General features: G+C 56.5%; 19 protein-coding genes and 1 tRNA gene. 16 read left to right on the top strand and 4 right to left on the bottom strand.

From position 1 onward, the window contains the following. Positions 1 to 54 precede the first annotated feature (54 nt). From V3C20_RS13170 to V3C20_RS13120, 11 genes are all read left to right on the top strand, one after another. Positions 55 to 552, top strand: a complete 498-nt coding sequence (locus V3C20_RS13170; protein WP_130084771.1) for a terminase small subunit — start codon at positions 55 to 57, stop codon at positions 550 to 552. Between the two features lie 79 nt (positions 553 to 631). Then, the gene (locus tag V3C20_RS13165; RefSeq protein WP_149874449.1) at positions 632 to 2,533 is read left to right on the top strand and encodes a hypothetical protein; all 1,902 of its coding nucleotides are present in this window, start codon (positions 632 to 634) and stop codon (positions 2,531 to 2,533) included. 4 nt (positions 2,534 to 2,537) lie between these two features. Then, entirely contained in the window at positions 2,538 to 2,948 is a 411-nt protein-coding gene (locus V3C20_RS13160) for a hypothetical protein (protein ID WP_149873727.1), read from the top strand. Between the two features lie 4 nt (positions 2,949 to 2,952). Continuing rightward, positions 2,953 to 3,435, top strand: a complete 483-nt coding sequence (locus V3C20_RS13155; RefSeq protein WP_130082520.1) for a hypothetical protein — start codon at positions 2,953 to 2,955, stop codon at positions 3,433 to 3,435. A gap of 9 nt (positions 3,436 to 3,444) precedes the next feature. Next, entirely contained in the window at positions 3,445 to 3,729 is a 285-nt protein-coding gene (locus tag V3C20_RS13150; RefSeq protein ID WP_094135211.1) for a hypothetical protein, read from the top strand. 70 nt (positions 3,730 to 3,799) lie between these two features. Next, complete coding sequence (locus V3C20_RS13145) at positions 3,800 to 3,985, top strand: hypothetical protein (RefSeq protein WP_130082521.1); 186 nt, start codon at positions 3,800 to 3,802, stop codon at positions 3,983 to 3,985. After that, positions 3,982 to 4,569: an N-acetylmuramoyl-L-alanine amidase gene (locus V3C20_RS13140; RefSeq protein WP_130082522.1), complete on the top strand. Its 588-nt coding sequence runs from the start codon at positions 3,982 to 3,984 to the stop codon at positions 4,567 to 4,569. Before V3C20_RS13145 ends, V3C20_RS13140 begins: the two co-directional genes overlap by 4 nt. A gap of 7 nt (positions 4,570 to 4,576) precedes the next feature. Then, a complete protein-coding gene (locus tag V3C20_RS13135; RefSeq protein WP_130082523.1) occupies positions 4,577 to 4,786 on the top strand; it encodes a hypothetical protein in 210 nt (69 codons plus the stop codon). A gap of 5 nt (positions 4,787 to 4,791) precedes the next feature. Next, entirely contained in the window at positions 4,792 to 6,441 is a 1,650-nt protein-coding gene (locus V3C20_RS13130) for a portal protein (protein ID WP_130082524.1), read from the top strand. Beyond that, positions 6,438 to 6,689, top strand: a complete 252-nt coding sequence (locus tag V3C20_RS13125; protein ID WP_130082525.1) for a hypothetical protein — start codon at positions 6,438 to 6,440, stop codon at positions 6,687 to 6,689. Before V3C20_RS13130 ends, V3C20_RS13125 begins: the two co-directional genes overlap by 4 nt. 5 nt (positions 6,690 to 6,694) lie before the next feature. Further along, positions 6,695 to 7,453 (top strand): hypothetical protein, encoded by a 759-nt coding sequence (locus V3C20_RS13120; protein WP_149873319.1) that lies wholly within the window; start codon positions 6,695 to 6,697, stop codon positions 7,451 to 7,453. Positions 7,454 to 7,513: 60 nt separating this feature from the next. On the opposite strand, the gene V3C20_RS13115 is transcribed toward V3C20_RS13120, so the two are convergent. Next, complete coding sequence (locus tag V3C20_RS13115; protein WP_130082527.1) at positions 7,514 to 8,647, bottom strand: tyrosine-type recombinase/integrase; 1,134 nt, start codon at positions 8,645 to 8,647, stop codon at positions 7,514 to 7,516. A gap of 118 nt (positions 8,648 to 8,765) precedes the next feature. Continuing rightward, positions 8,766 to 8,853 (bottom strand) — tRNA-Ser (locus V3C20_RS13110). Positions 8,854 to 9,154: 301 nt separating this feature from the next. Here V3C20_RS13110 and V3C20_RS13105 point away from each other — a divergent pair. Further along, entirely contained in the window at positions 9,155 to 9,517 is a 363-nt protein-coding gene (locus tag V3C20_RS13105; RefSeq protein ID WP_130082528.1) for a TfoX/Sxy family protein, read from the top strand. A gap of 41 nt (positions 9,518 to 9,558) precedes the next feature. On the opposite strand, the gene V3C20_RS13100 is transcribed toward V3C20_RS13105, so the two are convergent. Together V3C20_RS13100 and V3C20_RS13095 are read right to left on the bottom strand one after the other, a co-directional pair. Next, positions 9,559 to 10,569: a TlpA disulfide reductase family protein gene (locus V3C20_RS13100; RefSeq protein ID WP_161981248.1), complete on the bottom strand. Its 1,011-nt coding sequence runs from the start codon at positions 10,567 to 10,569 to the stop codon at positions 9,559 to 9,561. An 87-nt stretch (positions 10,570 to 10,656) separates the two neighbouring features. Continuing rightward, positions 10,657 to 11,157, bottom strand: coding sequence for a GNAT family N-acetyltransferase (locus tag V3C20_RS13095; RefSeq protein WP_130082530.1), 501 nt, complete (start codon positions 11,155 to 11,157; stop codon positions 10,657 to 10,659). Between the two features lie 193 nt (positions 11,158 to 11,350). On the opposite strand from V3C20_RS13095, the gene V3C20_RS13090 reads away from it, so the two are divergent. The 4 genes from V3C20_RS13090 (at position 11,351) to argS (ending at position 15,076) form a co-directional block, all read left to right on the top strand. Then, on the top strand, positions 11,351 to 12,205 hold the full coding sequence (locus V3C20_RS13090) for a hypothetical protein (RefSeq protein WP_130082531.1): 855 nt from the start codon (positions 11,351 to 11,353) through the stop codon (positions 12,203 to 12,205). A 113-nt stretch (positions 12,206 to 12,318) separates the two neighbouring features. Then, positions 12,319 to 12,843, top strand: coding sequence for a hypothetical protein (locus V3C20_RS13085; protein WP_149873728.1), 525 nt, complete (start codon positions 12,319 to 12,321; stop codon positions 12,841 to 12,843). Between the two features lie 169 nt (positions 12,844 to 13,012). Beyond that, positions 13,013 to 13,159 (top strand): hypothetical protein, encoded by a 147-nt coding sequence (locus V3C20_RS13080; protein WP_153812533.1) that lies wholly within the window; start codon positions 13,013 to 13,015, stop codon positions 13,157 to 13,159. 159 nt (positions 13,160 to 13,318) lie between these two features. After that, positions 13,319 to 15,076, top strand: coding sequence for an arginine--tRNA ligase (argS, locus tag V3C20_RS13075; protein ID WP_130082533.1), 1,758 nt, complete (start codon positions 13,319 to 13,321; stop codon positions 15,074 to 15,076). Positions 15,077 to 15,085: the final 9 nt, after the last annotated feature.

Here is a 15,085-nt window from a genome sequence, read left to right as displayed (position 1 = left end):
GTAGTGACACTCAGCAACTCGACACGCCGAAAAACAGGAGGGTAAAATATTGGTATGAAGAGAGAGGGTAACAAATCCAAGGCAACGGAGAAGAAGAAGGAGTTTGCACGGCTTGTGGTGGAAGCAAAATTGTCCAAGGCGGACGCATACCGCAAGGCGTACAATCGCAAGGATTTAAGCACTGATGCGGCAAATAAGGCGGCCTACAGATTGTCCAAAGATGATGTAGTTGTGCGGATGACCGACGAGTTGAACAAGCAGTTGGATAAATCCACAGTGCTGACCAAGCAGCAGCGCATGGAGTGGCTTTCCCGTGTTGTGATGACTCCCATCGGTGATATTGATAAATCGTCAGAGCTTTGTCAGGAGTATTCCTGTGGCGAAGATGGCATGAAATTCAAGATGCCGTCAAAAATTGCAGCCATTTCTGAGCTCAATAAGATGGATGGAGCTTACACGCCACAGAAGATGGAAGTAGATGCAGGAGAGAACTTTATGAGTCTTTTGGCATCCCTGCCTTTTGATCCTCCCGTGAAGTCCGGCAAAAAGTAGTGACACTCGCCAACTTGAGGTTTTTCCGGTTTTGCCTCATGAAGGAGGCATGCTTAATTTTTTGGGGATTACACGCCATTTGTCCACGACCGCCGGCTATGCGAAACGCATTGGCTGGCTGTTGCGTGAGGATGTGACACAGTCTCCTTTTCCGGTGACAGGGGTTTCCTTCACGGGCGCGGTGAAGACCGAACAGGGAGACCTGCCTATCACCATTGAACACGGCGAACAGGAGAATTACCTGAAGCTTACTTTTCCGGCGCTGCCTATCGGGCGCTGGCCTTATGCCATTCATGCCCAGGACGAGTCCGGTGAGGATTTGAGGTTGTTTTCCGGTTACATTGGTGCTGTGGAGTCTGTGGCTCCCCTCGAGGCTACAACGGTGTACGATATTCCGGTGATGGGTATTGCGATTCCCATTGAGGCAGGTAAGACGATTAAGGCGCAGTGGCTTTCAAACACGGCGGCTTCTCTCGCCGCCCAGCAGGCGCAGCAGGATGCTTCCAGCGCCCACACAGACGCGGAAACAGCGAGACAGGCCGCCACGACGGCAACCGGCGCTGCCTCCACCGCCACGGAACGGGCCAAGGAGGCGGAGGGCTATGCCGGATCCGCCGCGGTCTCCAAGGTAGAGGCAGGCAATTCCGCGTCCGCCGCCAGCACGTCCGCGGCAGAGGCCGCCCGTGATGCCAAGACCGCCAGCGATGCCAGGGCGGAGGTGGTGGGGATTTCCTCCACTTGGCCGCAGACGGTCAGCAATGCGGAGCAGACGATCAGCACGGCCAGGGAGGAAGCCGTTACCGCTATCCAAGGCAAGCAGGCTGATTCCGTGCTTGCTGTAGGCAGGGCCTCGCAGACGGCACAGCAGAGTGTTGCCAGCGCCCAAAGCGCCGCTGTCACCGCCGTGGGGACGGCGGAGACGGAAGCAGTACAGGCGGTGAAAACAGCGCAGGCAACGGCGGAGTCGTCCATTGGCGGAATGGTCCAAAAAGCTACTGATGCCAGCACTACCGCACAGACGGCACAGACAGCAGCAGAAGCGGCAGCGGAAAGAGCCGGGACATCCGCCACCAGCGCGGCCAGTGCCGCCACGGCGGCCCAGCAGGCCCTGGACGCCATTCCTCAAGTAGACGCTGCCGGGAACATGACGCTGGCCGGAGGGCTGACCACGGCCGCCGTGATCAACGCCAACGGGGGGATTAATATTCCCGTAGCGCCATCCATGGATACGCAGGCGGCCAGATTCCGCGAGGTGCAGCTTCTTCAGGAGATGGAGTTTTCTCCGTTGAGGACTTATTTCAAGTCTCCCAACCCTGTTCCCTTTGGCGTGCTTCTGGACCGTTTTTGGTGGGCTGCCAACAGAGATAATATGCCGGCATGGACAGTAGCCACGGCCGAGTTTTCCCAGATCAGTCCTGACTATTTCAATTTCGATTACGACAGCTTGACGAGTTGCTATTTTCCGATGTCCTGCGGTTTGGGGTTTGGACGGTGTTTCGATTCCATCGCCATCGGCAATGTTGCTTTCAATGCGGATTACGCGAGCCTGGATGGAGATCCGTTTGTCACGCCCGCGGATTATATGAGGTATTGGGTTGATGTTCAGATTGGCCGTCCGGCCAATGCTCAGTGCAGCGTGTTTGTCCGCATGTTCTGGTGGGATCGTGGTTCCAACAGTCTCGTCAATACCGAGTATCGCTCTTCAGTTCCTGACAGTCTTGCGTTGCGGGGGGTGGCCTTGTCCATGACGAGTGAGTTTTCCGGGGTATGGCTGGTTGGTTTTGATAAGAAGGTTGGCCGTCTTGTTTCCTATAAGGTTTTGCCGGAGACGTTTGAAGGGAGTTCCTATCGTGGGGTACTATCCAATAATAGATTGTCTCTGGCAAAGACAGGATGGCATGCGGCTATGGGAGTCCATGCTCCCCGGTATTATGGAGGGACTGTTGTGGGAGAGTGGTGCAGTTTGATTCAGGCCAGTTAGAGTTATGAGTGAAAGACAATTACAAATTCAGTTTCCCCGGCCCGGAGTGTGGGAGGAGTTTACGATGACCGCCGTGTACCGGGATGCGGAGGGTTACATCCGCACGGACCGCTATACGCAGGACGAGATCCCCGCCGATCAAGCCCCGGCCATGGCCGCCGTTGTGGCCGCGCTGGTAGGGCTGGCCGAGCCGTGGCAGGCGTCTCAGGTGTGGGCGCATCTGATGACGGCGACGATCTACAGTGAGGATGATCCTTACACCCCCACCGGGCAACGGGACGAGGTTGCGCTTGATGTTGAGGCCGTCAATCCCCAAGGAGGGCGCAGGGTGTTCACTTCCCGCGACTACCCGGTTTTTGTGATCACGGATTCCGCCTCCGTGGCGTTTTTCAAACACTTCACCAAACAACCATAACCATATGACTACTAATAATCAATGCAATCACGCCGAGGCTATCGCCAGGGAAATGCACATGTACTATGCAGCCCAGGCACATAATGAGTCCAACACGCCAATCCCTCACTGGCCAGACCTGACCGAAAACGAACAGAAAGGATGGATTGCAGTAGCAAATACTGCCCTCCCCATCATCGGCAAGCACGCGCTTAAGGACGTGAAGGACTACCTCGGCGTCAAGGCGTCAGAAACGTCCGGCTGGAAGAAAGCCCTCTATTGGGCAGCCTCCATCATTGTCGCCGGATTGGCTGTTCTTGGCATCTCATCCTCCCTTGCTGGATGCGGGCATGACGTCACCATCACGCCTGATCATACGGAAATCTGCAAAGACGGCTCCTGCCTCGTCCTGGACAAAAACGGCCAGAGCATCACCTACCGCCAGAATGCACCGGAACCTCCGGCCTCCGCGGAACAAGCCCCCGTCGTCATCAAACAGGAAAAATAACCCCTGCACATGGATAACATCTCGCGTGCCTCCTACATTGTCGGCTCCATACTTGCCACCGTTCCGGCCACAACGGAACTCGAAGGCTGGGTATCGGCAGTCGGATCCCTCGGAGGCTTCGGCGTCCTTGTCTACGCCGTCAGTTACACCATCAAACTGCTCAAGCGGAAAGACGACATCATCGACGCCCGCGACCGCCAAATCAGGGAACTCACCATGCAGCTCATCAGCAACTGCAAAAACTGCGACCTCGCCAAAGCGGCCAACAAAGCCCTCATTGACGACGAAAACTAACCCCAACTGTAAAGTTTTTCTTACCAGTTCTAACCAGTTCTACAGGAAATAGTTTATAACTTAATTAACCATGCCGGAACAATACCTTTACCTTCTCGTTATCAACACTCCCGGACGCAAGCAGGAAATGCACATCCTGCCCAGCAGGAAGCAGCGTTCAGCTTACAAGGCCCAGCACGAAGAATGGCACCTCAACAGCATCTACGCGGAGTACGACGTACCAGAACACCTTATTAACCAATACCTGAACAAATGAATATCGCTTTAGACATCGGACATGCCAACAATACCGGCTCCCGCGGCAACGGCCTGGAAGAACACGCCACGGCCAAAACTATCGCCGACCATCTGGCCCCCATGCTGAGAGCCCAAGGGCACAACGTGGAAATCATCGACTTCCCCCGTATGGACAACGACGATGACCTTGCCCATACCGTCAGGGTCATCAATACCGGATGCTTCGACATTTCCATTTCCCTTCACTGTGATTCTTCGGATTCTGCCACAGCCTGCGGGGCGCACGTCTGCCACCACCGCAATTACCACGGCGACGGTTCTTACACGGATTCTGCGCGGGGCAAAGCATTGGCCAAAGCCATTGCCGGGCCTCTCTGCAAGCTCATGCCGGGCCGCACTGACCATGTTCAGGCACGCCCTGACCGCTCCTGCCGGCCCAATAAGTCCAGCCTCTATGTGCTTCGTAAGACCGTGCCGCCCGCCGTGCTGGTGGAGTGTGGCTTTCTGACCAACCCTGGAGACGCTTCCGTGTTGCGCGACACCCCCGGCGCCATTGCCCGCGCTATTGCACAAGGCGTGGACGCCTACACCCTCAACCAGTAATATTATCATGGGATCTATTTTCAAACCAAAAGTCACGCAGGCTCCGGCCCCGCCGGTGGTGGAAGAGCCTTTGAATCCGACGGCTACGGAGATGTCCGTTTCCGACGCGTCCGAGGATGTGCAGACCAAGAGCAAGCGAAGATTGAAGTTGTCTGACACGGTGAATAATCCGAATTTGTCCGGCGGCCTTTCCACGCTGCGCAAAACCCTGGGATAACAGTCATGGAGGTACGCGATTATATTGCACTGGCAGAGAATCTGCGCACGGAACGCGCTGCTTTTGAAGGCGGCTGGGACGAGATGCGCCGCATCATCATGCCCAGGGCTACGGGCAATGCCCATCCAGACAGCGTACCGGATAACGGCGGCGGCCTGGAGCATAGCGATGTTGCCAATACCTGCCTGAAAAAGCTGGCGTCCGCCCACCTGACGTACATCACGCCATTGGACAGGCGCTGGTTCACGTTGCGCCCTGTCGGGTATCAGAAGGATGGGAATCAGCTACTGAATGACTGGTACAGCAAGGCTACGGAAGTGAAGGAGAGGGAACTTGCCGTTTCCAATTTCTACAGCGTCATGCACGAGGTTTACCTGGACCGATGCCTGACGGGGACCGGCTGCATGTTCGCCGAGATGAGTCTTAACAAGCAGCTGATTTTCCGGCACATTCCCACGGGCACTTATGCCATTGCGGAGTCGGAGTCCGGAGATGTGGACACATTGGTGCGCTGGTTCAGGCTAACCGCCCACCAAGCCGCGCAGAAGTGGGGAGAAGAAGCGCTGGGGCCCAAGGTCAGGAGAGCCTTGAAAGACCAAAAGCGACGGTACACGGATTCTTTCGAGTTTGTGCAGTGCGTGCTTCCCAATCCGAAGGGCAGGCTGCTTTCCAATAATCTGCCAGCCAAGAAGAGGCCATGGCAGGATGTGATTGTTTCCCTGGACGATAAGAGGATTGTGTTTGAGAGCGGTTTTTACGAGTTTCCGTTCCTGGTGACACGTTTCCTGCGCTGGGGCGATAGTCCTTATGGGGTGAGTCCGGCATGGCACGCCCGGCGTACCATCCGCATGGCTATTGATATGGAGAAGATTCTTTATACGCTGGGGCAGGTGAAAGCGTATCCGAGGCTTTTCCTGCTGGCCGAGCAGTACGGAGACGTGGATTTGAGGGCTGGAGGACAGACAGTTATTTCCGAGAAGGCGGCTTCCCTCAAACTTCCCCAAGAGTGGGGGACGCAGGGGCAGTATGATATTGGTCTTGAGTATCTGCGCGGCCTGTACGCCAAGATTGAAGAGGCTTTTTACGTTCCCATGCTGGAGACCGTTTCCCGTATTGACCGCCAGATGACGGCCACGGAGGTGGCGGCCCGGGAAGCCGAGAAGGTTCTTGGATTTACCCCTTCTTTTACACTGTTTGTGTCTGATTTCCGGGCGATGTGCCAACGTATTATGGCCTTGCTGTACCGGGCAGGGAAGATGCCGGATCCGGTGCCGGGGGTGTTTGAGGTTAACCGGAGGGGAGCGCCCACCAGATTGGCTGTACCTCAAGTGCTGTTCATGGGCAAGATTGCCCAGGCGATTGCCCGGACGCAGACGGACGGCCTGATGACGGCTCTTGAGTCCATTGGCACTTTGTCACAGCTGACCGGGCGGCCGGAGTTGCTGGATATTGTGAATCTCAATAAGGCGGGGGAATTGATTTACGATTCCAAGGGCGCTCCGATGGAGTGCAAGGCGACGGAGGAAGAGCTGAAGAAGAAGGAGGACGAGAGAAAACAGCAGCAGGAAGCCGCCCTGCAGGCGATGCTGGCGGAACAGTCCTCCGTAGCAAATAGGAATAACGCCCAGGCACAGCAGGCTTTACAAGCATCATGAAGACGGAAGCAGAGTACGAACAGATCATGAAACGCCGCAGAAGGGTTTTCCGGGATGCTTTCAGGAATCCGGAGGTCCTGACGGAGTTGAAGAGACATTTCCAGACCGACCTCCCCTGTTTCCAGGGGAAGGCCGGTTCCTACGATCCCCTTGACGCCATGCGTCGAGATGCCTACCGCGAGGTGATTTTGTTCATCGAAGCGGTTATTGGCAATAACCACGAACCAGAAGAAGAAACCACAGAATAACCACTATGAATTTATTTAAGTTGTACCATAACCGATTCCTGTTTGATGAGGCTCCTGAGAATGGAGGCGGAGGTGGGGGTGGAGGAGTTCCTGCCCCTCCTGCTGCGCCCGGCCGTCCCAGTCTGGCTGAACCGGCCCCGAATCCAGATCCGACGCCCGGCAATCCGCCTGCAGATCCTCCCCCCGCGGATCCGGCTGCACCGAAGGACGCTCCTCCCGCCCAGGAGGATTACGTGCTGGCTTTTGACGAGTCGTTTTCCGGCGACGAGACGCTGCGCAATTTGCTGACTGAGACAGGCAAGACCCACGGGCTGCCCGTTGAGGGACTTTCTGCGTTTATCAAGGATATGGATTCCCGCATGGCGGCCAAGGCGGCAGAAGAACAGCAGGCCCAGGAAGCAGCCATGAACGAGGCATGGAAGCAACTGGATGGCGAATGGGGCCGGGATAGCGACTCGCGCCAGATGCGGGCCGTCCAGATGGCTGGCCGCCTGTGCCGCATGGCCGGGGTTGATCAGAGCGTGTTCAGCGAGATGGGCATTGCCGACCACCCGGCCATGTACAAGATTCTGGATGCGGTTGGCAGGTTGCTGGATGAGCCGGCCCTTCCCGTGCCGCCCGGACGCCAGGAACAGCAGGCCCGCGGGGAGGCCCAGCGCATGATGCACGACCCGGAACACCCGGATTACGCAGCATTCCACGACTGTGACAATCCGCGCTTTGCCGAGGTGAGAGCCAAGTACATGCGCCTGATGGGGGCGTAGAGCCAGTATTTTTTTCACCTGCAAGCCCTGTTCCTGAGCTGGGAGCAGGGCTTTTTGTGTTTAAAGTTCCGGCAGGGATTCGGCTGCAGAACGTAGCTGGTCCGCGGAAGGACGGATATAAACCGCATGCACGGCGGATGAATCATGTCCCACCAGCTCCATGGCCAGCCCCTGGGAAACGCCGGAAGCCTGCAACAACGTGGCCGCCGTGGCCCTGATGCTGTGGAAGGACTTGCTGTTCATCCTCCGTCTGCGGCCGCCGGCAGCGCCGTGCACCACGCCGATGCCGTGCGTTCTCAATAACAATCCGAACTGGGCGGAAGCTCCATCCCCCAGGGCCAGAAGGGGCGCGTGAAGCAGTTCGTCCGCCGGTTCCCCGGCTTCCTTCCAGCGGGCGAGCGCCCACTGGTAAAAGCCCTCCCTCATGGGCTGATCCATCCAGCGCCCCGTCTTCCCAGTGTCAAAGCGCACGACGCGGCGCTCCCAGTCAAACTGATTCCAGTTGAGGCGTAGAATATCCCCCAGCCGCTGCCCGAAGGTCTCAAACGAGCAACGCACAGCGGAACTCCACAGGGGAGGGAAGTGTTCAATCATGTAGCGGATCTCGTCAATGGTGAAGGCTTCCTTGTGCAGCTTTTCCCCGGCGCGGTCCGGGGGAATGGAAACGCCGGTGCACGGATTGCGGTCAATCACTTCGGAATCCACGGCGTCGGCGAATGCCTGGGAAAGAACGGACATATCTTTGTACACAGTCTTCTGCCGCACCAGCTCGCGGCGTGCAGCCACAAACCCCTTGATGTCTGCCTTGGTGATCAGGCGAAGCGGAGCATTCGCCCGCGCTCCCAGATACTCGTAAAAATGCTTGCAGGCGGTTCTAGCGTTGTAGGCCGTCTGCTCGGAGACAAGAGCCGCCTTGCGCCCTACAAATCCGTCACACCAGGCACGAACGGAGGTGTTGTTGTATGATTGATGGTTTTCCGCTTCCGCGCAGGCTATCTGCACGCCCCGCTGGTAGGCGATACGTTCCGCCAGTTTGGCCGTGATCCGGTCTCCTTCAAATTCTCCGCCATTCACAGGAACTTTCGTGGAACGGCGCTTCATCTTGCCGTCCGGCCCCTGAAATGTCACCATCCAATAGGGGGAGGATTTTTCCTTGTTGATGGACAGACGCCCCTTGTAAAAAGGCTTACTCATACCTGTAATATCTTCTGTAATGGTTTTGTAATAAGGTTCGCGTAAGAAAACCTACGCGAACCTTATTCATAATCCCCTACGATATCAAGGTTTACGTAGGTTTTCTTACTTAAACTGTTGGCGGAGAGAGTGGGATTCGAACCCACGGTGGGTTTCCCCACGGCGGTTTTCAAGACCGCTGCATTAAACCGCTCTGCCATCTCTCCATGCAAAAAAGCGTGGGCGTAAAGTATCTTGAAAATTTTTTGCTGTAAAGCCTGTTTTATGTTCCACATGAGTTCAAAGCGGCAGGGAAAGAGGTGCCCCAGCACTCGTGAACGGGATAAGAACGGATTTGCAGCGGTTTGAGGGGAAGGCGGCAGGGACGGTTTTTCCGCGAAAGGTTCCCGAATCGCGACAGGATTGAAAACGAGTGATGGCGGAACGGATTCCATAAAAGGCATCATGGAGACAAAAGATGTTCGTTTACAGCTTGCAGGGAAGGCCGTGTATATGGGAATATAAGGCATGGCCTCGTCTCCGGATTTTGTAGAGTATGTTTGTTTCCAGCTCCGGCATGCAGGGGAGATTTCCTTCAAAAAAATGTTTGGAGAATACGGTCTGTACTGTGACCGGAAATATTTCGGTCTGGTATGCGACAACCAGTTGTTTGTAAAGGTGACGGTTCCGGGGCTGGAGATGCTTCCGGAACAAGAGCAGGGCAGTCCCTATCCTGGAGCCAAACCACATTTCCTGATGATGGAACTGGACGATGACCAGGCGCTTTCCTCTTTTGTCCGGAAAACTTGTTCGGTTCTTTCGGCTCCCGACGTTTTATCCGGCGGTAAGAAGAATAAAACTTTCGGATCAAAAAGAAACAGGCGTTCGTGAACGCCTGTTTGTATTGGAAATCGGACTGTCCGGCGGAAGAGTTATTTCTCGTCAGAGGTGGGAGTAGCCAGAGCTGAAAGAGATTTTTTCAGGCTGGATGCCACGGTCTGCGTGGCTTCGTTGTCGGACTCCGTGAATTTGTCCACGGCCTGCGTCAGGGATTTAAGGTCCGCTTCCGCTATTTTGCGCCCTTTGGCCTTGCGCTGCTCCAAGGCAGAGATCTTTTTATTGATATCCGCCAGCTTGGGCAGATCCTTGTTGGCTTTCAGCGTTGCCAGGGCTTCATCGAATTCCTTGACGGATGGCACGGCGGTTTTCAGGCGCGTGATGGCAGAGACCGCTTCCAGAGGGTTGGTGCTGATTTGGGCCTGCACCATGTCCTTGGCATCCCCCAGCCAGTCGTCAAAGGCGGCGCACACGGCCTGTGCTTCCTCGTCGTCCGTCTTTTTTCGGAGGGGAGTGATTTTGGATTCGATGTTGTTGCCGTTGGAGACGACCGTTTTTGCCAGTGATTTGTACTTGTTCAGCTCCACGTCTTCCAGAATGGGAAGACCGCGCTCCGCCTTGAGCACTTCCTTTTTAACCAGGTCGTAAAGTTCGGGCGGGTATCCCTTGGCAACGACTTTTCCATTGGCCCCGATCAGAACGGCGTGGGGCAGTCCGCCCGGACATGAGGCTGCCGGGATGTCCAGTCCCTGGTAAACGGGGAAGGAAATATTCTTTTCTTCCAGAAACTGCTTCACCCTGGGGGAAAGTCCCTGCCTGTGGCTTCCAACGACGGTGAACCCCTTGGACTGGTATTTATCCTGGAGTTCCTGAAGGTGCGGCATGCTGGCGATGCATGGCGGGCAGTTGATGCCCCAGTATTCAAAAAAGACGACTTTCCCTTTCAGGCTGGAAGCTGTGATTTTCGGGCCGTGGATGTACTTGCTGTCGTCAAAGGCAGGGTAAGTGACTTTGACCCCCTTGCCGGTTTCCGCCGCATGGATGTATGCTGGCGCCGTAACGGCGGCCAGGGTTCCGGCAAGAAAAAGAGTGGTCAGGGTTCTCATATGAAAGAATGATGGAACATTTTCCATTGAGAGTCAAGCAGGGAACATGCATCCGTCCAGAAGTGCGGGTTTCTTGTGCCGGAGTGCTCAGGCAATGTCCAGGCCCATGATGTAGTCCGTCATGTAATAGCCGTGGCCGATGTGGAAGTCTCCGCGCTCCACTTCCTTCATTCCCATACGGTTGTAAAATTCGACGGCTCTGGTGTTGTATCTGTTGACGTTCAGGCGCATCTGGCAGGGCGCGGGATGGATGCTCCTGATGTAGCTGACTGCCTGGCGGAACAGATAGCTGCCGATGTGCTTTCCCTGGAAGCCGGGCAGCACGTAAATCTTCTGCAGATGGAAGACGCCCGGTCCCTCCGGCTGAACGGAAAGGTAACCGCAGTGTTCCCCTTCATGAATGGCGATGAAGTACACGTGCCCTTCCTCCATCTGCTTGAGCAGGTTGGCGGGGGAATACATCCAGTCCATCATGAATTCCATCTGGTCCCGGGAAAGGAGGTCCCGGTAAGTGGCGGGAAAAGCCTGCTGTGCCAGTTCGTGGATGAGCATGATGTCGTCTTTCGTGGCTTGGCGGAGTGTCGGCATGGCTGCGGATGTTACATGGAAAGGCTTTTCATGAAAAGTGCGGCTTCCGTCCGCCGCCGGAATTTTCCGGCAATGGCTGACTTTTTTCTCCATGTTTCCGGACCGTGGCCTTACGATGAATGACGCAGGCTTTTTTGACGGAAACCGTGGGGGAATCCTGTCTGTAATGTGAGCACCGTATGCACATCCGATCATGAGAGAACCCTATCCCATACAACAATGGCTGCCCGCGGGGCCGCTGAGGGACATGGGGGAAAGATATGTGAGCCAGCTTCCCGACGTGGAGCAGAATCCCATACGGCCGGAATCCCTCGTGCATCATTCGGACCATTCCTGGTCGGAGTACCTGGTGGCGTATTCCCTCCTGTATCCCGGGGTGGTGATTCTCCTGGCCATTCTGGGCGGCGCGGGCATGTGGGCCATGTTCCATTTCTGCAAGAGAAGGGAATACAGGCACCGCATCGTGTGTCCGGAATGCGGTACCGTGATGTATCCCTGCGGCCTCCACTGTCCCAAATGCGGAGCGCCGAATCCCTTTCCCCGCGCCCTGAACTGGCTCGGGTATTCCCGTCTCCGGAAAGTGGTGCCGGAATCCGGAAGAATCAGGCATGAAGAAGCCCTGCGTAGCTTCCGCAGGTGCTTTTACTGCGGGGAGCCGCTGAAGGAACCCACCCTGTTGCAGAAATGCCCGGCGTGCGGGAAGGCCGTGCTCCAGGGGGAACGGTCCGTGGACATTTATGACACCTACATTTCCCGGCGTACCTGGTGGACCTTCGGGGCCGTGGTGTTTCTGGGGATCATCCCCATTCTGGGGCCTCTCCTGGCCTCATCCCTGTACAAGCGGACACTCATTGACCCCTATTCCCTGTACATGACCGTATTCCGGGAAAGCTTCCTGATGGTATTCCTCTTTCTGTGCCGCCACCTGTTCCGGCTGCTGCCCTTCATCGGCATCATCGGGATGCCGATTCTTTGCCTGACGGAATACCATGTGTACCGCAGGATGTTCCTCTGGAAGACGGAAAAGTACGAATTCGGGGAAAATTAGACCGTCCCGGCAGCGGCTCGGCATTTCCTGCCTTTCCGCTGTCCGGGGAGATGTTGTTGTGAATGGCTGCGCGGGTGATTGACTTGGTGGCGGGACGGCGTACCGTTGCCGTCATGAGAAATCTTTACGCGGTTCTTCCATGCGTGGCCGCCGCCGGCCTGGTGCTGGCGGCCTGTTCCGTGACTTACGGGAACAAGGCGGTGGCTTCCGCTTCAAGCTATGAAGGACTGAAGCCGGGCAGGGCCGCCAAGGCCGACGTTTACGAGGCACTGGGGCAGCCTTCCGACGTGCTGGAGATGGAAAAGGGAGTGTTGTGGACGTACCGCTACCGGAAGGCGAAAAACAATCTGGTGGGCAATATCCCCCTGTTTGGCGTGGGGCTGATCGCCGGAGGCAAAAATGGAGACGTTTATACCGTTCTGGTCCTCTTTGACCGGAAGGGCGTTCTCCAGTCCCGTACGGCGGACCGCCGGAAGCTTTACACGTCCAACCTGGCTTCCCTGAAGCGTTCCGTGGACGACATGATGGAGGGCAATTCGTCACACCGGAGGGTGGAAGCGGAAATGAAAAAGATAGGCAAGCCGTTCAGCAAGGAGATCGCCAGGGAAAGCCGTCTGCTGGAATCATCTCTTGATTAGCGGTTGTTATTCTTCTCCTGCTTATCGTCATAAGTATGACAAAAGAAGGAATTTTTTCTATTGCTGTAAATGTATCTTGTACAGTAAGTAGGCGCCATTCCCCGCGGGAACGGTGCGGTTCCTCACTGAACGGTCTCTGTTCCGAGGGGTTCAAACCTGATAGAAAAACATGATGAACGTAAAAAACAAACTGGCATGGGTTCTGGCAAGGGCCTTTTCGCCGAAGGCCGCGCCGGAAGGCAACGTGAACAGGGAGGCAAAGGCCTCCAAAAAACTGGAGGACTGGCTGAAATCTTCCAGAATGAGGTCCTTTTAAAAGGATCTGAGAAAACAGGCTGGTTTGGACGTTTCATGCCCGGATCGGCCGGATGGCCGGGGCGAGTGCCGCGACGTGTTGTTTTTACTGGAAAAGATATGTCTTGATGACAGTTGCGCCTTGACTATGGAGGTGGAATGTCCGTTCATCTGAGCAGACATGACCATACCCGGAATACTTGAAGAAAAGTTATCGGCCGCATTGAAGGCGGTATTGGGGGCGGACCTTCCCGCCGATTTTCGCGCCACCGTGGCCCCGTCCGCGGACTTGCGCTTCGGGGACTACCAGAGCAACGCCGCCATGGTTCTGGCCAAGCAGTGCCGAACGAATCCCCGCGCGCTCGCCCAGCAGGTGGTCGACCAGGCGGGGGAGGACGATGTCTGCTCCCTGGAAATCGCCGGACCGGGCTTCATCAATTTCCGCATCAAGCCGGAATTTTACGCCTCGCGGCTGCTTGCCATGCTGGCGGACGAACGGCTGGGCGTGGAGCAGGTGCAGAATCCCAAAACGATCGTGATCGACTTTTCCGCGCCCAACGTCGCCAAGCCGATGCACGTGGGCCACATCCGTTCCACCATCATCGGCGACGCCCTCTCCCGCGTAGCCCGCTTTGTAGGCCACAAGGTCATTACGGACAACCACATCGGCGACTGGGGAACCCAGTTCGGCATGATCTTGTGGGGCTGGAAAAACATTCTGGATGAACAGGCCCTGGCCGCCAACCCCATTGACGAACTGCTCCGCGTGTACAAGGACGTGAACCTGATGTGCAAGGAACAGCCGGAACTGCTGGACACCTGCAAGGCGGAACTGGTGAAGCTCCAGGCCGGGGACGAAGAAAACCTCGCCATCTGGAAACGCTGCGTGGAAGTATCCAAATCCGGCCTTTCCAGGATTTACGACCAGCTTGACATTCACTTTGACTACTGGCTGGGGGAAAGTTTTTACAACGATGCGCTGGCTCCGCTGGTGGACGGTATGATCGCCGCCGGACTCGCCCGCGAAAGCGACGGAGCCATCTGCGTATTTTCCGACGGTTCCGTTCCTCCGAATGAAGATCCTTTCCTGGTTCAGGAAAAGGGTGAATGGCGTGCCAACCCCTGCATTATCCGGAAGGCGGACGGCGGTTTCCTTTACGCCACTACGGACCTGGCCACGCTGGACCACCGGATCAGGACCTGGGGCGCGGACTCCATCTGGTACGTGGTAGGCGCTCCGCAGGCGCTTCATTTCCGCCAGATCTTCTCCGCCCAGCGCCGCCGCGGCATGGACGGGGATTACCGCCACATTGCGTTCGGCTCCATTCTCGGCGACGACCGCAAGCCCTTCAAGACGCGGTCTGGGGATACCGTTTCCCTTCAGGACGTGCTGGATGAAGCCATTGAACGGGCCGCCCGCGTGGTGGAGGAAAAAAGCCCGGACATGCCGGAAGAGGAAAAGAAGCGCGTTTCGGAAATCGTCGGCATCGGTGCCGTGAAATTTGCGGAACTCTCCCAGAACCGGATGACGGACTACGTATTCAATTGGGATAAAATGCTGGCCCTCCAGGGGGACACGGCCCCCTACCTTCAGAACTCCTACGTGCGCGTCCGCTCCATTTTCAGGAAGCTGGACGGCGCTCTGTTGGACTGGACTGCCCCCGTGGAGCTCTCCCGGGACGCGGAAATCCACTTGGCAAGACTTCTCGCCCGTTATGGGGAAGTCGTTCCGCAAGTGCTGGACGACTGCCGTCCGAACGTCCTGGCCGCCTACCTGTTCGATCTGGCCCGCGCCTTCCATTCTTTCTATGAAGCCTGCCCGGTCCTGAAATCGGAAGGCGTCGTCCGCCATTCCCGGTTGGCCCTGTGCGAGCTGACCGCCCGAACGCTGGAACACGGGCTGGGGCTGCTTGGCATCCGTGTGCCGGACAGAATGTAACCAACACCG

Origin of the sequence: Akkermansia sp. RCC_12PD, from assembly GCF_036417355.1 — a bacterium.
In the GTDB taxonomy this organism is placed as follows: domain Bacteria; phylum Verrucomicrobiota; class Verrucomicrobiia; order Verrucomicrobiales; family Akkermansiaceae; genus Akkermansia.
This window is presented reverse-complemented; position numbering and strand designations above follow the sequence as displayed.